Origin of the sequence: Nocardia sp. NRRL S-836 (assembly GCF_001279525.1) — a bacterium.
In the GTDB taxonomy this organism is placed as follows: domain Bacteria; phylum Actinomycetota; class Actinomycetes; order Mycobacteriales; family Pseudonocardiaceae; genus Lentzea.
Window position 1 is genome coordinate 64662 of the sequence record NZ_LGDY01000098.1, and the last position, 18806, is coordinate 83467.

Here is an 18806-nt window from a genome sequence, read left to right on the forward strand (position 1 = left end):
GGGTGGTTGCGTGCGCGAGCAGTACCGGCACTGGCAGCGGATTCCGACCCGCTGGGCGGACAACGACGTCTACGGGCACGTGAACAACGTCGTCCACTACGCGTTCATGGACACCGTGATCAACACGTGGCTGATCGCGTCCGGGCTCGACATCCACGAGGGCGGCGAGATCGGCCTGTGCGTGGAGTCCCACTGCAACTACCGGGCCCCGGTGTCGTTCCCGGACGCGCTGGACGCGGGCCTGCGGATCGGCCACCTCGGCCGGTCGAGCGTGCGCTACGAGGTCGGGTTCTTCCTCGCCGACAGCGCGGACGTGGTGGCGGAAGGCCACTTCGTGCACGTGTTCGTGGACCGCGCGACCCGCAAGCCCGTGGAGGTCCCCGCGGGTCTGCGCGCTCGGATGGAAGGGCTGGTGGTCGCGTGAAGACCCGCGGCGCGGTGCTCACGAACGTCGGCGGCCCGCTGGAGGTCGTGGACCTCGAACTGGACCCGCCCGGTCCCGGCGAGCTGCTGGTGCGCGTGCACGCCACCGGCCTGTGCCACTCCGACCTGTCCGTGGTCGACGGTTCCCGCATCCGCCCGTTGCCGATGGTCCTCGGCCACGAGGCGGCGGGCGAGGTCGTGGAGGCGGGCCCGAACTCCGAGTTCGTGCCGGGCGACCACGTCGTGCTGTCGTTCGTGCCCGCGTGCGGTGCCTGCCGCCGCTGCGCGTCCGGCCGCCAGGCGCTGTGCGAACCGGGCGCCGCCGCCAACCGCGAGGGCACGCTGCTGAGCGGGCAGCGCCGGTGGACCCTGCCCGACGGCACCCGGCCGCACCACCACCTCGGCGTGTCCGGGTTCGCCGAGTACACCGTGGTCTCCGACCGCTCGGCCACGCTCGTGCCGCGGGACCTGCCGCTCGACGTCGCGGCGCTGTTCGGGTGCGCCGTGCTGACCGGTGCGGGCGCGGCGTTCTACAGCGCGGAGGTCACGCCGGGGGACCGGGTCGCGGTGTTCGGCCTCGGCGGCGTCGGCCTCGCGGCCGTGCTCGCCGCGGTGACGGCGGGCGCGACCCAGGTCGTCGCGGTGGACGTCGTCGACCACAAGCGGCAGCTGGCCCTCACGCTCGGCGCGACGCACGAGGTGCCCGGCGGACCGGACGTCGTCAGCCACGTCCGCGACCTCACCGGCGGTGGCGCGGACAAGGTCATCGACACCACCGGCGTCGCTGCCGTGCTCGAACAGGCTTACGCCGCAACGGCGATCGGCGGCACCACGGTCACCGTCGGCCTGCCGCACCCCGACCGGACCGTCACCCTGCCCGCGCTGAACCTGGTCGCCGAGGAACGCACGCTCAAGGGCAGCTACCTCGGGTCGTGCGTGCCGCGCCGGGACGTGCCGCGGTTCGTGGACCTCTACCGCGCGGGCCGGCTGCCGGTCGACGGCCTGCTGTCCGGGCGGCTGACCCTGCCGGAGATCAACGACGGGTTCGCCCGGCTCGCGTCCGGTGAGGCGGTGCGGCAGGTCGTCGTCATGACGTGATGCCCGATTCAGCCCACACGGGCACGAATCGGGCAGGACAGGTGCTGTGTCAGAGGTTGACCTGACACGGCGGCCTGTTGCACGGTGAGAGCGCTCTCATGTTCGCGCCACCCGCAACGGGGCGGGCGGCGACCCCTGCACGGACAAGGAGAAGAGCGTGCGTCTCACCATGTCCAGAATCGTGCCCGCGCTGGCCATCGTGCTCGTCGGGTCCACCTTCACCGCTCCCGCCCAGGCCGCTGCGCAGGAGCTGTCACCCGGCCTGCTGTCCGCGATGAGCTCGGCGTTCGGGCTCACCGAACAGCAGGCGCGGGTGCGCCTGGCGTCCGAACAGCGCGCGTCGGAGCTCGCACCGCGCGTCGAGACCGAGGCCGGCACCGCCTACGCCGGCAGCTGGTTCGAGGAGAACCGCCTGGTCGTCGCCGTCACCGACCGGGCGGCCGCGCGCCGGGTCGAGGCCACCGGCGCCGTGGCACGGGTCGTCGGCCGCTCGGCCGGGTCCATGGCCGCCCACAAGAACCGCCTCGACGCCCTGTCCGCCACCGGTGCCGTGCCCGCCGCGGTCGCGAGCTGGCACCCGGACCCGAGGTCCGGCACGGTCGTCGTGAACGTCGAGGCCGGCAAGCAGACCGCCGAGGTCGCCGCGTTCCTCGACCGGGCCCGGCAGTTCGGTGCCATCAGCGTCAACACCGAGGGCGTGCGGCAGCCGCGGCCGTTCGCGGCGGGCACGGTCGGCGGCGACCCGTACTACACCGGCAACGTCCGCTGCTCCATCGGCTTCTCGGTGCACGGCGGCTACGTCACCGCCGGGCACTGCGGCGGCAACGGCGCGGCGGTGTACGGCTGGGACCGCTCCTTCCAGGGCAACTTCGCGGGCTCGTCGTTCCCCGGCAACGACTACGCGTGGGTGCGCACCGGCGGCGGCTGGTGGACCGTGCCGGTCGTGCTCGGCTGGGGCAAGGTGAGCGACGTGCTGGTGCGCGGCTCGTGGGAGGCGCCGATCGGCACCTCGGTGTGCCGCTCCGGCTCGACGACGAAGTGGCACTGCGGCGTGATCCAGAGCCGCAACGAGACCATCCGGTACGCGCAGGGTGACGTGCACCAGATGGCGGGCACGAGCGTGTGCGCCGAGGGCGGCGACTCCGGTGGCTCGTTCATCACCGGTGACCAGGCCCAGGGCGTGACGTCCGGCGGCTACGGCAACTGCTCCAGCGGCGGCCGCACCTGGTTCCAGCCGATCAACGAGATCCTGAGCGTCTACGGGCTGCGCCTGCACACGGCCTGACCCCGGTCCCGGCTGTCCACTGCGGACCGCGCGGTGGACAGCCGGGTGGCTCAGTGCTTCCTGGCGTAGTCGTCCATGCCCTGCCAGTCGACGAGCACGCACGGTTCGGCGCCGACGACCCAGGCGTCGTGGCCCGGCGCGGCCATCATGAAGTCACCGGGCTTGATCTCCTCCTCCTGGCCGTCGTCCATGACGATCATCATGCGGCCCGACACGCAGTAACCCCGGTGGGCCACCTGGCAGGTGTCGGTTCCCGCGAGCGGCTTGACGTGCTCCGACCAGCGCCAGCCCGGCTGGAAGACGGCACGGCCGACCGGGCCGCCTTCGCTGTTGAGCAGGTCCAGCCGACCCATGCCCTGTTCGAAGGGACGGGTCTCCTCAGGCGAGTCGAAGCTCTTGACGAGCAGACCGGACATGGCCACCTCCTTGTGGACTGTCTTGCGCACGTCGAGAACAGCACGCGAACGGCCCCGCGCACACGTGGCACAGGACCTGTTCGCTAGGGCCGAAGGGCGGCATCCGGCAGCAGCTTCGCGAGCCCGAACTCGAACCGCTCGTCGAACGACGCCTCGGTGAGGAACGGGAGCACGCGGCGCAGCGCGGGCCGTTCGCCGACCGAGAACCCTTCTCCGGAGCCGGGCCGCGCCTGTTCTTCCTGGGTGAGCCCGAGGACGAAGTAGACGACGTCCCAGTTCGTCCACGCCGCGTCCCGTTCGGACAGTCCGCCCTCCAGCAGGGCCGCGACAAGCGCCTCCGCGACGTCCAATGTGGCCGGTTCGGCGGCATAGGTGCCCGCCACGACCACGGCGCCGTCGCGGTGGGCCAGCAGCGCCCGCCGGTACCGGCGGGCGATCTCCGCGGCCCGTTCCCGCCAGTCGCGCGGCAGGTCGTCGAGCGACACGCCGGCCACGATCGCGTCGGCCATCAGCTCCTCCAGCCGGGCCTTGGTCTTGACGTGCCACAGGACGGTGTTCATCCGGACGTCGAGCCGCTGCGCGATCGCGCGCATCGAGACGGCGTCGGCCCCGCGCTCGTCGAGGATCTCCAGGGCGGCCCGCACCACGTCCGCTTGACTCTTGGTCACTGACCTAGTCTACTCACGGCACAGTTGTTGGTCAGTGACCAAGAGGAGTGGGTTGATGCTGGACGTCGTCATCGTGGGCGCGGGACCGACCGGGTTGTGGCTCGCAGGGGAGCTGCGGCTCGGCGGGGCCACCGTCACGGTCCTGGAGGCACGGCAGGAGCGGGACGTGAACTCCAAGGCCCTCACGATCCACCCGCGCACGATCGAGCTGTTCGACTGCCGCGGGGTCGTGGAACCGTTCCTCGCCGAGGGGATCCGCATCCCGAACGGCCACTTCGGCGGCCTGCCGGACCGGCTGGACTTCGCCGTGCTCGACACGCCCCACCCGTTCACGCTGGCGTTGCCGCAGGTCCGCACCGAGGAGCTGCTCGAACAGCGCGCGGCCGAGCTGGGCGCGACCATCCGGCGCGGCCGCCCGGTGACGGGCCTGGTCGAGCGCGGCGTCGAGCTGGCCGGTGGCGAGGTCGTCGCCGCGCGGTACGTGGTCGGGTGCGACGGGACGCGCAGCACGGTCCGCACGGCCGCGGGCATCGACTTCCCCGGCACCGACGCCACGACCTGGGGCTGGCTGGGCGACGTGGTGCTCGACGACCCGCCGGCCCGCGGCTTCACGAGCGCCACCGGGATCGACGGCGGGCTGATGGTCGTGCCGCTGCCCGGTGGCGTGCACCGGATCGTGGGCGGCGACCCGGCCACGAACCGGCCCGAGTGGCCGGGCGAGCTCACCCTCGACGAGCTGCGCGCCACGGTGAAGGCCATCGCGGGCACGGACTTCGGCATGCGCGACCCGCGGTGGCTGTCCCGCTTCGGCAATGCCACCCGCCAGGCCACCACGTACCGGGCCGGCCACGTCCTCCTGGCCGGCGACGCCGCCCACATGCACTTCCCGACCGGCGGGGTCGGCATGAACGTCGGCATCCAGGACGCGCACAACCTCGGCTGGAAGCTCGCCGCCGTCGCCACCGGGAGCGCGGACGAGGCGTTGCTCGACAGCTACCACACCGAACGCCACCCCGTGGGAGCCGCGCTGCTCGCGCACACCAGGGCGCAGACGGCGTTGATGACCGCCTTCACGCCGGAGGGGCAGGCGTTGCGGGCGTTGCTGAGCGGCCTGATCGCGTCCGCGCCGGACATGTCCCGCGAGCTCGCCGAACGCCTCTCCGGCCTCGACGTGGCCTACGCGACCGGGCGGCGTGTGCCCGACCAGCGGCTACCGGACGGGGAGACGCTCTTCACGCGGCTGCGGGGCGGTGGGCACGTGCAGACCCCGGCCGGGCTCGTGCGGCCGGACGGTCACCTGGCCTGAGCCGCGCGCTCGCGGCTCGGCGGGGCGACCGCGTGCTGGTCGCGGCGTCGGCCTTCGGCGGGTCGTCCGCAGTTGGCCCGCACCGGGGCCCCGTTCGTGTCCGGTCTCAGCCCTTGCCGGAACCGGGACCTGCCTTGCTGCCGTGGCCGGGCTCCGCCTTGCTCTTGGGCTTGTGGTTCTGCGGTGCCTTGACCTCGGGCTTCGCGGGTGCGGGCCGGTTGTGCTCGACCTTCTGGTTGGCCTGGACCGGCACGACCGCGGCCGCGCTGGTCGTCGGCGGGACGGACGCCACCACGGGCGTCACCGGTGTCTCGGGTGCCGTGGTCGTCGTCGGCGGCGCGGACTCGGCCGGTGCCGACGCGGAGTTCAACGTCATCATGACACCGGTCGTGGTGGCGACCAGCGCGAACGCCCCCGCCGCCACGAGCATGCGGACCGGGCTGCGGGATGGCTGGCTGCGGGATGGTTGCGGGAGGGCGACCCTGGTGGGTGCGACCTCCCTCAGCAGCCGCGCGCACTCCGCCGCGTCCGGGCGGCGGCGGGGGGAGAGCGAGGTCATGAGCGTCAGCAGGCGCTTGAGGTCCGCGGGCAGGCCGCGGGGGATGTCCGGCCGGCGGTGCAGGCGGGCGACCGCTGCCTCCACCTCGCTGCCCTGGTACTCGCGGCGGCCGGTGAGGCACTCCAGCAGCACCAGGCCGAGCGCGTACACGTCCACCGCACAGGTCAGCTTCTCGCCGCGCACCTGCTCCGGTGAGAGGTAGGCGGCGGTGCCGACCAGCTGGTCGGGGCGGGTGAGCCGGGTCGCGTCGACCAGCGTGGCCAGGCCGAAGTCGGCGAGGTGGGCGTTGCCGTCGCGGTCGAGCAGGATGTTCGAGGGCTTGATGTCGCGGTGCATCACGCCCTTCGCGTGCACGTAGGCGAGCGCGTCGGCCAGCTCCGCGCCCAGCCGCCGCACCTCGTCCACCTCGAGGGGACCGTTCGCGATCCGCTCGAACAGCGTCTGCCCGTCGACCATTTGCAACACCACGAACGGCGTGCCCGCGGTGGTTCCGGCGTCGTGCACCTGCACGAGGCCCGGATGCGACAACGCGGCCAGGGTCTTGATCTCGTTCTCGAACCGGGCCGCGTCAGCGACGTCGGAGCCGGCGCGGAAGAGCTTCACGGCGACGTGGCGGTGCAGCCGGGTGTCCCAGGCGCGCCGCACCTCGGCCATGCCACCGGCGCCCAGCAGGTCGTCGAGCTCGTAGCGTTCGTCGAGCAGCCGCTCGTGCGCGGACACGGACATGGCGGCCTTCCCCTCGGCGATCAGCTACCACCCGTATTCCCCTGGGCGCCGATCACCAACCCTCCGCGCCGGCGACTCAGCGGGCCAGCAGGTCGCGCAGCGCGCCCGCGACGACCCCCGGTGCCTCCTCGGCCATGAAGTGTCCACAGGAGACGGTGCGGTGGTCGAGGTCGGGAGCCCACGCCCGCCACAGCGCCGCCGCGTCGAACCCGAGCGCCGCGCCCCAGTCCTGTTGCAACACCGTCACCGGCATCGTCAGCCGGTTGCCCGCCACGCGGTCGGCGGTGTCGTGCTCGACGTCCACGGTCGCCATCGCCCGGTAGTCGGCGACGATCGACGTGACCGCCTCGCGCGAGGCGCGCAGGTACTCGGCACGGATGTCGGCGGGGAACGACGAGCCGCCCCAGGCGTCGAGGAAGTGGCCGAAGAACGCGTCAGGACGGGCCCCGATCAGTTCCTCGGCCAGACCGGGCGGCTGCGCCATCAGGAACAGGTGGAAGCCGACGACACCGGACGTGCCGCGCATCACGTCCCACATGTCGAGCGTGGGCAGGACGTCGAGCGCCGCCAGGTGCGTGATGTGGTCGGGGTGGTCGAGCCCGGCGCGGAACGCCACGTGCGCGCCCCGGTCGTGGCCGGCCAGGGCGAACCGGTCGTGGCCCAGCGCCCGCGCGACCGCCACGACGTCGGCGGCCATGGTGCGCTTCGAGTAGGTCAGGCCGGTGTCGGCGGGCTTGTCGCTGTCGCCGTACCCGCGCAGGTCGGGCATGATCACGGTGTGGTCGGCGGCCAGGTCGGCGGCGACGTGCCGCCACATCAGACGGGTCTGCGGGAAGCCGTGCAGCAGCACGACCGGGCGCCCGGAGCCGGTGGTGGCGACGGCGAGCTCGACGCCGTCGGAGACCTGAACGCGCTGGTGGTCGAAGTCGGTGTGGTTCACGCCCCCACCCTGCGCGCGCCCGATCAGCAACCGATCAGCACCGGGATCAGCACGTGGTGACGTTCGGGGTGCTCGGCCCGCTGACCGCCGGAACCGCCCGCCTCGGCGGCCCCAAGCAGCGCGCGGTGCTGGCCAGGCTGCTGGTGGCCCGGCGCCGGGTCGTCCCGGTGCGCACCCTCGTCGCCGACCTGTGGGAGGACCCGCCGGACGGGGCGGTCGGCGCCGTGCAGACGTTCGTGGGAGCGCTGCGCAAGGCCCTCGAACCCGGCCGCCCGCCGCGCACACCGTCGACGCTGCTGGTCACCGAGGGCGCCGGGTACGCGCTGCGGGCACAGGACGTGGACGCGTGGCGGTTCGAGGAGATGCTGGGCGGCGACCTGTCCGTGCTGGACCGGGCGCTGGCGTTGTGGCGCGGCCCGGCCTACGCGGAGTTCGCCGACGAGCACTGGGCACGCGCCGAGATCGACCGGCTGGAAGAACTGCGGCTGGTGGCCGTCGAACGCCGGGCGGAGGCGGCACTGGCAGCGGGCCGCGCGGCCGGTGTGGTGGCGGACCTGCGCGCTCACCTGGCCGACCACCCGTGGCGGGAGAAGGCGTGGCGCCTGCTCGCGCTGGCGCTGTACCGGGAGGGACGCCAGGGCGACGCGCTGGCGGCGGTGCGCGCTGCCCGGCAGGCCCTGGTGGAGCACCTCGGCGTCGATCCGGGCGCCGAGCTGCGCGCGCTGGAGTCGGACATCCTCGCCCAGGCGCCCCGGCTGACGCCGGCACCGGCCGTGGGCCTGGTCGGACGATCCGCCGAACTGGCCGCGCTGGAGACCGCCGTGCCCGCCGCGGGCCTGCGGATCGCGCTGGTCACCGGGGAGGCCGGGGTGGGCAAGACCGCGCTGGCCGAGACGTTCAGCGGGGCGCTCGCCGCGCGCGGCTGGCGGACGGTGTGGGCGCGCTGCCCGGAGGACGCGCCGGTGGCGTGGCCGTGGCAGCAGGTCGTCGAGGCGCTGGGAGAGGAGCTGACCGGCACCGACCGCTTCGCACTGCGCCGGGCCGTGGTGTCCACCGTGGAGTCGGCGGCACCGGTGCTGGTCGTGCTGGACGACCTGCACCAGGCCGACGAGGAGACGCTGGCGGTGCTGGCCGCGTTCACCGCGGCCCCGCTGTCCGGCCGCGTGCTGATCGTCGCGACCACCCGCGTCCCGGTGACGTCCGAGGCCCTGGCCCGCGCCGAGCCGGTGCGCGTGGACCTCGGCGGCCTGGGCGAGGAGGCGGTCGGCACGCTCGTGCGGTCCATCGCGGACGGCGCCGACGTGCGGGTGATCTACCGGCGCAGCGGCGGGAACCCGTTCTACGTCAAGGAACTGGCCCGGTTGAGCGCCGCGGGCGGTGACGTCGGATCGGTGCCCGCGGGCGTGCGGGACGTGCTGCGCCACCGCCTGTCCGCACTGCCCGCCCCCGCGCGGACGGTGCTGCACCAGGCGTCGGTGCTGGGCCGTGACGTGGAGGTGGACCTGCTCGCCGCACTGGCGGGAGACGACGTGCTCGACGCACTCGACCTGGCGCTGGCGGCCGGTTTCGTGGCGGAGGTGGCGCCGGGCCGGGCCCGTTTCACGCACGTCCTGGTGCGGGACACGCTGTACGAGGAGGTGTCGCTGACCCGCCGCGCCCGCTGGCACGCGGCCGTGGCGGCGGCCCTGGAGTCGACGCGACCCGGCGACGTGGAGCTGCTGGCGCACCACTACCTGGCGGCCGGGGCCCGTGGCGCTTCGGCGGTGCGGGCGCTGGCCGGGGCGGCCGCGGTGAGCCGGTCACCACGCGAGGCCGTGCGGTTGTGGCGTGCCGCGATCGCGGCGGCCGACGGGGTGCGGGTCGAGCTGCTGACGGGGCTGGCCCGGGCGCTCGCGGTCAGCGGGGACCTGGAGGAGGCTCGGGTGCAGCGGTCGGTGGCGCTCCGCACCGCGCTCGGCGCTGTGGAGGGTGGGGGCGGTGAGGGTCGTGCGGTTGTGACGGGTGTGTGGCCGTCGGGCGCTGCGGGGCTCGCGGCGGGCGGCTTGGAGGGGCTTCGTAGACCGCAAGCCGACCTTGCCGCCCACCCGCAGCCAGCCGCGCACCCGCAGGCAGCCGCCCACCCGCAGACAGCTGCGGATCTGGCCGCGGACCGGCAGTCGCCGGATCCGGGCGCCGATTCGCAGGCGGCCTCAGGCCTCGCTGCGAACCGGCAAGCGGCGCCGGATCGCGGCGCGGACGCCGCGCCGCTCGCCACCCACTCGCAGGCGGCCGCGGATCTCACCGCGGACCGGCAGGCGGTGCCGAATCTCGCCGCCGACCCGCGCGCCGCCGCCCACCCGCGGGCACCCCTCCACCCGCGCACACCCGTTCACCCACAGCCAGCCCCCGACCCGCAGGTCGTCGCCGACGTCATCGGCTCCTTCGACGTCCCCGGCATCTGGACCACCAACGACGACCCGGCCCACTCCGCCGAACTGGTCGCGGCAGCCGAACGCGTCCTCCCCGAGTTCCCCGCCCCCACGGCCACCCGCGCCCGGCTGCTCGCCACGATCGCCATGGAGGAGCGCGGTACCGGCGCGCGCCTGGCGGAGGCGGTCGAAGCGGAGGCCATCGCCCGCGGGCTCGGCGATCCCGCGTTGCTCGCGTTCGCGCTCAACGCCCGCTTCATGCACACCTTCCACCGCACCGGCCTGGCGCCGGAACGGGCCGCGATCGGGCGGGAGCTGGTCGCCCACGCCGCCGCGCACCGCCTGGTCACCCACGAGGTGCTTGGGCACCTGATCCTGGTGCAGGCGCACGCCGCGCTGGCCGGGTTCGACGTCGCCGACCGGCACGCCGCTGCCGCCGACGAGCTCGCCCGCCGTCACGACCTGCCGCTGGTCGGCGTGTTCACCGACTGGTACGCGGCGCTCAAGCTCGCCGCGAACGGGCAGGTGGCCGCGGCGGACCGGGCTTACCGGGCCGCGGCGACCCGCGTGGAGGGGACCGGCATGTGGGGCATGGAACGCGGGTTGCTGCCGCTGGCCCTGCTGAGCCTGCACGGTCCGTCCACAGTGGACCTGAACGACGACTGGGGGCCGCACCTGGACTGGGTGCGGCCGCTCGTCCTGCCGCCGGAGGAAGCGCTCGTGGCCGCACGAGCGCTTCCGGCCGGGCCCGCCGACCTGCTCGGCGAGACGAGGGCGTACCTGCTGGCGATGGCGGCGATCCGCCTGCGGGACCAGGGACTGCGTGACCGGGCTCGCGCGGTGCTGTTGCCGGCGAAGGACGAACTCGCCGGTGCGGGCACCGGCCTGTTCACCTTCGGGCCGGTCAGCCGGTGTCTGGCCGCCCTGAGCTGACCACCGGCAACCGGCGCAACGCCGACTTGAGCACCTTCCCGGAACCCGTGCGCGGCAGCTCGGCCACCACCTCGACGTGCACCGGGATCTTGTACTTCGCCAGCCGCGGCAACAGGAACTCCCGCAGCCCCGCCGGGTCCACCGCCGCGCCGTCACGGGGACGGACGAACGCGCGCCCGACCTCGCCCCAGCGGTCGTCCGGCACGCCGACGACCGCTACCTCGGCCACGTCCGGGTGGTCGGCGATCGCGTTCTCCACCTCCGCCGGGTACACGTTCTCCCCGCCGGAGATGTACATGTCCTTCAACCGATCCACGACGTGCAGGAAGCCGTCGTCGTCGAGCCGGCCGATGTCGCCGGTGCGGAACCAGCCGTCCGGGGTGAACGCGGCCGCCGTGGCGACCGGGTCGTTCCAGTAGCCGGGGGTGACGTTCGGGCCCTGCACCTCGATCTCCCCGGTCTCGGCCAGCCGCAGGTCGCCGAGGAACACCGGCGGCCCCGCCGTTCCCGCCTTGCGCACGCTGTCCGCGGCCTCCAGGAACGACGCACCGGGTGCCGTCTCGGTGAGCCCGTAGCCCTGGCAGAACACCAGGCCGCGGTCCTGGTAGGTGTGGATCACCGCGTCCGGTATCGCCGCCCCGCCGCACAGCAGCACCCGCAGCGACGACAGGTCCGCGCCGGGCCAGCGGGGTGAGGCGGCCAGGTCGGCGTACATCGTGGACACGCCGAACAGCCACGTCACGCCGTGCCGCTCGATCAGCGAGACGCACTCGTCGACGTCCCAGCGCGGGGTCAGCACGCTGTGCCCGCCCTTGACGAACGTGGGCAGCAGCGTCTGCGTCAGCGCGGCGACGTGGAACAGCGGCGCGGCGACCAGCGCCACCTCGTCCGCGGCGATGTCGACGCCGACCATCAGGTTGAAGGTGTTCCACAACAGGTTGGCGTGGGTCAGCACGGCACCCTTGGGCCGCCCGGTCGTGCCGGAGGTGTAGAGGATCAACGCCGGGTCGTCGATGCCGACCGGCACGTCCAGCGGCTCCGCCGAACCGCGACCGACCAGCTCCTCGAACGAGTCCAGCGAGATCGCGTGTTCGTGGGTGGTGCGGTGCGACGGCGCGTGGATCAGGACGCGTGCGCCGCTGTCGGCGAGCTGGTAGTCGACCTCGGCAGGGGTGAGCCGGAAGTTCAGCGGCACGAAGATCGCCCCGAGCAGGTGCGCGGCGAACATCGTCTCGGCGAACGACGGGTGGTTGGGTCCCAGGTAGGCGACCCGGTCACCGCGGTGCACGCCCAGCTCCGCCAGCGCCCGCGCCAGGCGGGTCGTGCGGTCGGCCAGTTCCCCGTACGTCGTGGAGATCCCGTTGTAGGTCAGTGCTTCACGCTTCGGCGCCATGCGCGCGCGGCGGTGTGGCCAGCTGCCCAGACCCGCGTTCCGCATCCCCGTCTCCCGTCAGGCTGGTGTGGCTGGTCTCCCTCAGCACGACCGTGCAGACCACGGTCAGCAGGCAGAAGGCCGCGAGGATGAACGGGATGGCCCCGGTTCCCGCGGTGCTCTGGACCTGCGCGAACAGCAGCGGGGCGAGGCCCGCGCCCAGACCGGCGAGCTGGTAGCCCAGCGACGCGCCGGTGTAGCGGCTGCCGGTGGCGAACAGCTCGCTGTAGAGCGCCGCCAGCGGGCCGTACATCATCGGGTGGACCACGGCCTGGCCCAGCACCAGCGCGATCACGACGTACCCGTTGTCCACCAACGGGAACAGCGCGAACCCGAACACGGCCATCAGCACCGCCCCGCCGAGCACCACCGGCCTGCGCCCGAACCGGTCCGACGCCGCCGACCAGCCCAGGATGCCGACCACCGCCAGCGCCGACGACAGCGTGAGCGCGTTGAGGATCGTCTGCCTGCTGTTCCCGGCCTGCACCCCGTAGGCGAGGATGAACGTCGTCAGCGTGGACTGCGCGACGAACGCCGACAGGCCGACCCCGACGCCCAGCAGCAACGTGCGCGGGTGGTTGCGCAGCACGTCGACCAGCGGCGCGGAGGTCCGCACGCGCCCGGCCCGGAACACCGGCGTCTCCTCGACCTTCAGCCGCACGAACAGGCCGACCGCCAGCAGCACCAGGCTGAGCAGGAACGGCACCCGCCAGCCCCAGGACAGGAACGCCTGCTCGCCCACCAGGGCGGCGGTGCCGGTGAGTGCGGCGGTCGACAGCACCATGCCGCACGGCGCGCCGGCGTTGGTGAAGCTCGCCCACAGCCCGCGCCGCGAGGTGGCGTGCTCGGCCGACATCAGGACCGCGCCACCCCACTCGCCGCCGACCGAGACGCCCTGCAGGACCCGCAGCAGCACCAGTCCGGCCGGTGCCAGCCAGCCGACCTGGCCGTAGGTGGGCAGCACGCCGATCAGGAAGCTCGCCACACCCATCAGGCTCATGGTGAGCACGAGCATCTTCTTGCGCCCCAGCAGGTCACCGTAGTGTCCGAAGAGGACACCGCCAAGCGGGCGGGCCAGGTAGCCGGTGGCGAACGTGCCGAAGCTCGCGATCGTGCCGACCAGCGGGTCCAGCGAGGAGAAGAAGACCTTGTTGAACACGACCGCGGAAGCGGTGGCGTAGAGCAGGAAGTCGTAGTACTCGATCACACTGCCGAGGAAGCTGGACGAGACCGCACGGCGTAACTGCGTTGTTGTCGCCATGACCTCACCTCACGCGTAGTGGCGGTAGACGGCGCGTGCGACGCACGCGGGCTTTTCGGAGCCCTCGATCTCGACGGTGAAGTCGACGGTCAGCTGCACGCCGTTGCCCGCGACGTCCTCGACGGAGGCGACCCGGCCGGCCAGCCGGATCTTGGCGCCGACCGGGACGGGAGCGGGGAAGCGGACCTTCTCCAGCCCGTAGTTGAGGCTCATCCGCACGCCGGAGACGTCCAGCAGCTCGCCCATGAGCGGGATGAGCAACGCCAGCGTCAGGTAGCCGTGCGCGATCGTGGTGCCGAACGGGCCGGTGGCGGCGCGTTCCGGGTCGACGTGGATCCACTGGTGGTCGTCGGTGGCGTCGGCGAAGGTGTCGACGCGCTCCTGGGTGACCTGCAGCCAGTCGGTGTGGCCGAGGTCCGTCCCCGCCAGCGCCTTGAGCTCCTCGGTTCCGTTGACGACGGTGGTCATGCGTCCTCCTTGACGAGTCCGAGCAGGCGTGCGGCGTTGTGCTTGAGGATCTTGGGGCGCACCTCGTCCCTGATCTCCAGCGCGGCGAAGTCGGCGAGCCAGCGGTCCGGGGTGATCACCGGGTGGTCCGAGCCGAAGAGGACCTTGTCCTGCAGCAGGGTGTTGGCGTAGCGGACGAGCTGAGGCGGGAAGTACTTCGGCGACCAGCCGGAGAGGTCGATGTACACGAACGGCTTGTGCGTGGCGACCGCGAGCGCCTCGTCCTGCCACGGGAACGACGGATGCGCGAGCACGATCCGCAGGTGGGGGAAGTCGACGGCGACATCGTCCACCAGCATCGGGTTGGAGTGCCTGAGCCGGATCCCGCCGCCACCGGGCACCCCGGCGCCGATCCCGGTCTGTCCGCTGTGGAACAGCGCGGGGACGCCGAGCTCCTCGATCGCCTCGTAGAGCGGGTACGCCATCCGGTCGTCGGGGGAGAAGCCCTGCAGGCTGGGGTGGAACTTGAACCCGCGCACGCCGTGGTCCTCCACAAGCCTGCGCGCCTCCCGCACGGCGGCCCTGCCCTTCCACGGGTCGACGCTCGCGAACGGGATCAGCACGTCGGCGTGCTCGGCGCAGGAGGCCGCCACCTCCTCGTTGGCGATGCGCGGGTGGCCGGTGGCGTGCTCGGCGTCCACGGTGAAGATCACCGCGGCCATCTTGCGCTCGCGGTAGAGCTGCGCGGTCTCGGCGATCGTGGGCTGGCGGTGCTCCGCCTTGAAGTACTTGGCGGACGCTTCGAGCAGCGCGGGGCTGAGCGAGCTGTGGCCGTCCGCGGAGATCTCCGCGTGCGTGTGCACGTCGATGGCGACGAGCTCGTCCACGTTCATCGCCGCCACGTCGGTCTTCGGCGCGGTCATGGTGCCACCGGTGCCGGGATGCCGTAGGTCTCGGGTGCGAACTCGCCGAACCGCTCGGCGATCGCGGCCGCGGTCCAGCCGCCGCCGGCGAACAGCACCTGCTTCTCCGCGGGGTGCGCCCACAGCGCGAGCCGGTCGCCACCGATGCCGATCGCCTGCCCGGTCACGCCCTTCGCCGCGTCCGAGGCGAGGTAGACGATCAGCTCGGCGACGTCCTCGACCGTGCCGAGCCCCTCGTCGCGCCGCACCCAGTCCGGCAAGGGCGCACCGGTGCGTTCCGACTCCTCGATCAGCGGCGCGAACACCGGGATCGTCTTCGTCATCTCGGTCGCCGCCACCGGCACGACCGCGTTCACCGCGATGCCGGCCTTGGCGAGCTCCATCGCCCAGGTCCGCGCCATGGCGGCGATCCCGGCCTTGGCGGCGGCGTAGTTCGTCTGCCCGAAGTTGCCGCGCTGCCCGGCGGGCGACGAGACGAGCACCAGCCGGCCGCCGGTGCCCTGCTCGCGCATCCGCACCGCAGCCGCGCGGGCACAGGTGAACGTGCCGCGCAGGTGCACGTTGACGACGGCATCGAACTCGTCGTCGGTCATCTTCCACAGCACCCGGTCGCGGAGAATGCCCGCGTTGGTGACCAGCACGTCGAGCCGGCCGAACTCCTCGACGGCGGTGTCGACGAGCCGTTGCGCGGTCTCGGCCGAGCCGACCGGCGCGACCACCGCCCTGCCGCCGACGAGCTCCGCGACCTCCTGCGCGCTCTCGTCCACGTCGTTGACCACGACCTCGGCCCCGTTGCGCGCCAAGGCTTCCGCGTAGGCCCGCCCCAGCCCGCGCCCGGCGCCGGTGACGATCGCGACCTTGCCAGACAGCTCCATCCGACGAGTCCTCTCCGTTGGGTCGCGACCAAAAGTAAGGCATATTCGTGACGCTCGTCTAGATGTTGCCCAACATGTATTGTGGGCGGCGTGACACCGCAGTCCCTGTTGCTGAACTTCCTCGGCCTGTACGTGCTGGGCCGTGACATCGCGGTCTACTCGGGCAGCGTCATCGACGTCTTCGGACGCGTGGACGTCTCCGAGGACGCCGTGCGCTCGACGCTGACCCGGATGACCTCCCGCGGCCTGCTCGCCAAGCACCGCAACGGCCGGAAGGTCTACTTCGGACTGACCCCGCGCGCCAAGGACGTCCTGCACGACGGCGAGCGCCGCATCTGGCAGCGCGGCGCCGTGAACAGGGACTGGGACGGCACCTGGACGCTGGTCGGCTTCTCACTGCCCGAGGGTCGCCGCGGCGAACGTCACGACCTGCGGACCCAGCTGCAGTGGGCGGGCTTCGGCCCGGTGCAGAACGGCCTGTGGATAGCGCCCGGCACCCACGACGTGACCGAGGTGGTCGCCGGCCTGGGCCTCACCGAGCACGTCACCGTCTTCACCGCCCAGCACGCCAAGCCGACCGAGGCGGCCGACCTGGCCGCGCGCGCGTTCGACACCACCGCGATCGCCGCCCGCTACCAGGACTTCCTCACCCGCTGGCGCGAACCCGACGACGCGCTGCCCGACGACCTGGCCCGCCAGCTGGTGCTGCACGGCGACTGGCTCGACCTCGTGCGCCAGGACCCGCACCTGCCGGCCGAGCTGCTGGCCCCCGACTGGCCCGCGATCGAGGCGGAGCAGCTGTTCCAGACGTTGGCGACGCGGTACCTGCGGACGGCGGCCCCGCTGGCGGCCGCGGCGATCGAGTCGATCCCCGTCTAGCACGTGCTGTCCGGACACCTGCGCGCGGCGCTTCTCACTGCGGTGAGGAGTCGATGATTCAGCGAGGGCTGTACAGTTTCGCCTGTGCTGACCTGTGAGACCCGTGAGACCGCGCTCGCCCGGCTGGGCCGTGCGCTGGCCGACCCGACGCGCTGCCGGATCCTGGTGGCCCTGCTGGAGGGGCCCGGTTACCCGGCTCAGCTGGCCGAACGGCTGGAGCTGACCCGCTCCAACGTCTCCAACCACCTGTCCTGCCTGCGCGGCTGCGGTCTGGTCGTGGCGACCTACCAGGGCCGGCAGGTGCGCTACGAGCTGGCGGACGCCCACCTCGGGAAAGCGCTCGGTCAGCTCCTCGACGTCGTGCTCGCCGTCGACCCGGGGCAGGGGTGCGTCGATGAGTGAGCCGGTCGCCACGGGCTGCGCGGACGGGTGCGGCGCCGCGGAGGACGGCCGCAGGGCGGTGCTCACCCGCCGGGTGCGGCTGCTCGTCGCGGCGACCATCACCTACAACGTGGTCGAGGCGGTCATCGCGCTGGCAGCGGGCACGGTGGCGTCCTCCACGGCGTTGGTCGGGTTCGGACTGGACTCGGTGATCGAGGTGGCGTCGGCGGCCGCGGTGGCGTGGCAGTTCTCCGGCGGTGATCCCGGAAAGCGCGAGCGGGTAGCGTTGAAGGTGATCGCGGTGTCGTTCTTCGCGCTCGCCGGGTACGTCACCGTCGAGTCCGGGTTGTCGTTGCTGCACGGCGACCGTGCCGGGCACTCGACCGTCGGCATCGTGCTCGCCGCGGTCTCGCTGCTGGTCATGCCGGGGCTGTCGCACGCGCAACGGCGGGCGGGACGGGAACTGGGGTCGGCGAGCGCGGTGGCCGACTCGAAGCAGACGCTGCTGTGCACGTACCTGTCCGCGGTCCTGCTGGTGGGGCTCGTGGTCAACGGCCTGTTCGGCTGGTGGTGGGCGGACTCCCTGGCGGCGCTGGTGATCGCCGTGGTGGCGGTGAAGGAGGGCCGCGAGGCCTGGCGCGGGCACCACTGCTGCTGACGGGACCGCTTCGTGGTCAACTGGGGCGCATGCGCGTAGTCGTCGTCTCCGGCGGCGATCCGGGGCATGTCGTGCCCGCGATCGCCCTGTGCCTGCGGTTCGCCGCCGCCGGTGACACCCCGGTGCTGCTCACCGGCGACCGCTGGGTCGACGCCGCCGGTCGCGAGGGCATCAGGGCCGCGACGGTCACCGGACTGGCCCTGGCCGACCTGCGTGACGCGGCCGATCTCGGTGGCGCGTTGCACGACCAGGCCGCGGTGCTCGCCCGTGCGCTCGTTCCGCAGCTGGCCGGGCTCAAGCCGGATCTGGTGGTGTGCGACGTGCTCGCGCTGGGGGCGAGCATGGCCGCGGAACTGCTCGGCGTGCCGTGGGCGCAGCTCTCGCCCCACCCGCTCTACGAACCGTCAAAGGGCCTGCCGCCGATCGGCAGCGGACTGGCCGCCGGGACCGGGGTGCGCGGGCGGCTGCGGGACGCGGTGCTGCGGGCGATGACCGCCAGGTCCATCCGCCAGGGCGAGCGGCAACGGGCCGTGGTCCGGCAGCGGGTCGGGTTGAGCGCCAGGGGACCGGGACCCGTGGTGCGGTTGATCGCGACGCTGCCCGCGCTGGAGGTGCCACGCCCGGACTGGCCGGCCAACGCGCACGTCGTCGGACCGCTGATGTGGGAGGCGAGCCGAGAGAGCATGAGCCCGCCGCCGGGCACCGCGCCGCTGGTGGTGGTCGCGCCGTCGACGGCGTGGACCGGGGCGGCCGGGATGGCCGAGATGACGCTGGAGGCGTTGACCGGGCTGGGGGTGCGGGCGGTGGTGTCGACCTTCACGCCGGCACCGGGGGCGCTGCCGGAGTGGGCGCGGTCGGGGCCGGGGCGGCAGGACGAGCTGCTGAGCGCCGCGGCGGTGCTGGTCTGCGGTGGTGGGCACGGGATGCTGGTCAAGGCGTTGCGGGCCGCGGTGCCCGTGGTCGTGGTGCCCGGCGGCGGTGACCAGTGGGAGATGGCGAACCGGGTTGCGCGGCAGGGTAGCGGGGTGGTCGTCCGGCCGTCCACTGTGGAGGGTCTGCGGGCGGCCGTGACGCGAGTGCTGGGTGATCCGGCGTTCTCGCAAGCGGCGGCCAGGGCGGCTGCGAGTGCGGCTGAGGTCCGTGATCCTGTTGAGGTCTGTCGCAGTGCGTTGAGTCTTGCGTGATGAG

Annotated in this window: 18 protein-coding genes; 9 read left to right on the top strand and 9 right to left on the bottom strand. The window is 73.1% G+C overall.

What is annotated here, in order from left to right; genetic code table 11:
• Positions 1-10 precede the first annotated feature (10 nt).
• The 3 genes from ADL03_RS19265 to ADL03_RS19275 all read left to right on the top strand — a co-directional run bounded on the left by ADL03_RS19265 (position 11) and on the right by ADL03_RS19275 (position 2806).
• Positions 11-424: a thioesterase family protein gene (locus tag ADL03_RS19265; protein ID WP_082373276.1), complete on the top strand. Its 414-nt coding sequence runs from the start codon at positions 11-13 to the stop codon at positions 422-424.
• Positions 421-1521 (top strand): zinc-binding dehydrogenase, encoded by a 1101-nt coding sequence (locus tag ADL03_RS19270; RefSeq protein ID WP_053734874.1) that lies wholly within the window; start codon positions 421-423, stop codon positions 1519-1521. The genes ADL03_RS19265 and ADL03_RS19270 overlap by 4 nt, the downstream gene beginning before the upstream one ends.
• A gap of 157 nt (positions 1522-1678) precedes the next feature.
• Positions 1679-2806 carry a S1 family peptidase gene (locus ADL03_RS19275; protein WP_197288459.1) on the top strand — a complete coding sequence of 376 codons (1128 nt, stop codon included), beginning with the start codon at positions 1679-1681 and terminating at the stop codon, positions 2804-2806.
• A 50-nt stretch (positions 2807-2856) separates the two neighbouring features.
• Here the strand turns inward: ADL03_RS19275 and ADL03_RS19280 are convergent, their stop codons facing one another.
• Both ADL03_RS19280 and ADL03_RS19285 read right to left on the bottom strand, forming a co-directional pair.
• A complete protein-coding gene (locus tag ADL03_RS19280; protein WP_231642013.1) occupies positions 2857-3252 on the bottom strand; it encodes a cupin domain-containing protein in 396 nt (131 codons plus the stop codon).
• A gap of 53 nt (positions 3253-3305) precedes the next feature.
• Positions 3306-3890: a TetR/AcrR family transcriptional regulator C-terminal domain-containing protein gene (locus tag ADL03_RS19285; protein ID WP_053734877.1), complete on the bottom strand. Its 585-nt coding sequence runs from the start codon at positions 3888-3890 to the stop codon at positions 3306-3308.
• A 55-nt stretch (positions 3891-3945) separates the two neighbouring features.
• On the opposite strand from ADL03_RS19285, the gene ADL03_RS19290 reads away from it, so the two are divergent.
• The gene (locus ADL03_RS19290) at positions 3946-5196 is read left to right on the top strand and encodes an FAD-dependent monooxygenase (protein WP_053734878.1); all 1251 of its coding nucleotides are present in this window, start codon (positions 3946-3948) and stop codon (positions 5194-5196) included.
• A gap of 106 nt (positions 5197-5302) precedes the next feature.
• On the opposite strand, the gene ADL03_RS19295 is transcribed toward ADL03_RS19290, so the two are convergent.
• Together ADL03_RS19295 and ADL03_RS19300 are read right to left on the bottom strand one after the other, a co-directional pair.
• Positions 5303-6481 carry a serine/threonine-protein kinase gene (locus ADL03_RS19295; protein WP_053734879.1) on the bottom strand — a complete coding sequence of 393 codons (1179 nt, stop codon included), beginning with the start codon at positions 6479-6481 and terminating at the stop codon, positions 5303-5305.
• A 76-nt stretch (positions 6482-6557) separates the two neighbouring features.
• Positions 6558-7421 (bottom strand): alpha/beta fold hydrolase, encoded by an 864-nt coding sequence (locus ADL03_RS19300; protein WP_053734911.1) that lies wholly within the window; start codon positions 7419-7421, stop codon positions 6558-6560.
• A gap of 53 nt (positions 7422-7474) precedes the next feature.
• On the opposite strand from ADL03_RS19300, the gene ADL03_RS48480 reads away from it, so the two are divergent.
• Entirely contained in the window at positions 7475-10762 is a 3288-nt protein-coding gene (locus tag ADL03_RS48480) for a BTAD domain-containing putative transcriptional regulator (RefSeq protein WP_053734880.1), read from the top strand.
• Here ADL03_RS48480 and ADL03_RS19310 read toward each other — a convergent pair.
• The 5 genes from ADL03_RS19310 to ADL03_RS19330 are packed head-to-tail and all read right to left on the bottom strand — an operon-like array spanning position 10734 to position 15700.
• Positions 10734-12200, bottom strand: a complete 1467-nt coding sequence (locus ADL03_RS19310; RefSeq protein ID WP_053734881.1) for a long-chain fatty acid--CoA ligase — start codon at positions 12198-12200, stop codon at positions 10734-10736. The genes ADL03_RS48480 and ADL03_RS19310 overlap by 29 nt on opposite strands.
• Complete coding sequence (locus tag ADL03_RS19315) at positions 12139-13455, bottom strand: MFS transporter (RefSeq protein WP_053734882.1); 1317 nt, start codon at positions 13453-13455, stop codon at positions 12139-12141. Before ADL03_RS19315 ends, ADL03_RS19310 begins: the two co-directional genes overlap by 62 nt.
• 9 nt (positions 13456-13464) lie before the next feature.
• On the bottom strand, positions 13465-13923 hold the full coding sequence (locus tag ADL03_RS19320; RefSeq protein ID WP_053734883.1) for a MaoC family dehydratase: 459 nt from the start codon (positions 13921-13923) through the stop codon (positions 13465-13467).
• Complete coding sequence (locus tag ADL03_RS19325) at positions 13920-14825, bottom strand: amidohydrolase family protein (RefSeq protein ID WP_304438803.1); 906 nt, start codon at positions 14823-14825, stop codon at positions 13920-13922. Before ADL03_RS19325 ends, ADL03_RS19320 begins: the two co-directional genes overlap by 4 nt.
• The gene (locus tag ADL03_RS19330) at positions 14822-15700 is read right to left on the bottom strand and encodes an SDR family NAD(P)-dependent oxidoreductase (RefSeq protein WP_053734884.1); all 879 of its coding nucleotides are present in this window, start codon (positions 15698-15700) and stop codon (positions 14822-14824) included. The genes ADL03_RS19325 and ADL03_RS19330 overlap by 4 nt, the downstream gene beginning before the upstream one ends.
• A gap of 90 nt (positions 15701-15790) precedes the next feature.
• Here ADL03_RS19330 and ADL03_RS19335 point away from each other — a divergent pair, with 90 nt between their 5' ends.
• From ADL03_RS19335 to ADL03_RS19350, 4 genes are all read left to right on the top strand, one after another.
• The gene (locus ADL03_RS19335) at positions 15791-16579 is read left to right on the top strand and encodes a PaaX family transcriptional regulator C-terminal domain-containing protein (RefSeq protein ID WP_197288460.1); all 789 of its coding nucleotides are present in this window, start codon (positions 15791-15793) and stop codon (positions 16577-16579) included.
• 84 nt (positions 16580-16663) lie between these two features.
• Positions 16664-16981: a helix-turn-helix transcriptional regulator gene (locus tag ADL03_RS19340; RefSeq protein ID WP_053734886.1), complete on the top strand. Its 318-nt coding sequence runs from the start codon at positions 16664-16666 to the stop codon at positions 16979-16981.
• The gene (locus tag ADL03_RS19345; RefSeq protein ID WP_053734887.1) at positions 16974-17618 is read left to right on the top strand and encodes a cation transporter; all 645 of its coding nucleotides are present in this window, start codon (positions 16974-16976) and stop codon (positions 17616-17618) included. The genes ADL03_RS19340 and ADL03_RS19345 overlap by 8 nt, the downstream gene beginning before the upstream one ends.
• Positions 17619-17647: 29 nt before the next feature.
• Entirely contained in the window at positions 17648-18802 is a 1155-nt protein-coding gene (locus ADL03_RS19350; RefSeq protein WP_053734888.1) for a glycosyltransferase, read from the top strand.
• Positions 18803-18806 lie beyond the last annotated feature (4 nt).

Bases quoted from the DNA above. Each gene is read 5' to 3' on its own strand.
- ADL03_RS19290 (WP_053734878.1), top strand. From the start codon at position 3,946: ATGCTGGACGTCGTCATCGTGGGCGCGGGACCGACCGGGTTGTGGCTC.
- ADL03_RS19295 (WP_053734879.1), bottom strand. From the start codon at position 6,481: ATGTCCGTGTCCGCGCACGAGCGGCTGCTCGACGAACGCTACGAGCTC.
- ADL03_RS19310 (WP_053734881.1), bottom strand. From the start codon at position 12,200: ATGCGGAACGCGGGTCTGGGCAGCTGGCCACACCGCCGCGCGCGCATG.
- ADL03_RS19315 (WP_053734882.1), bottom strand. From the start codon at position 13,455: ATGGCGACAACAACGCAGTTACGCCGTGCGGTCTCGTCCAGCTTCCTC.
- ADL03_RS19320 (WP_053734883.1), bottom strand. From the start codon at position 13,923: ATGACCACCGTCGTCAACGGAACCGAGGAGCTCAAGGCGCTGGCGGGG.
- ADL03_RS19325 (WP_304438803.1), bottom strand. From the start codon at position 14,825: ATGACCGCGCCGAAGACCGACGTGGCGGCGATGAACGTGGACGAGCTC.
- ADL03_RS19330 (WP_053734884.1), bottom strand. From the start codon at position 15,700: ATGGAGCTGTCTGGCAAGGTCGCGATCGTCACCGGCGCCGGGCGCGGG.
- ADL03_RS19345 (WP_053734887.1), top strand. From the start codon at position 16,974: ATGAGTGAGCCGGTCGCCACGGGCTGCGCGGACGGGTGCGGCGCCGCG.
- ADL03_RS19350 (WP_053734888.1), top strand. From the start codon at position 17,648: ATGCGCGTAGTCGTCGTCTCCGGCGGCGATCCGGGGCATGTCGTGCCC.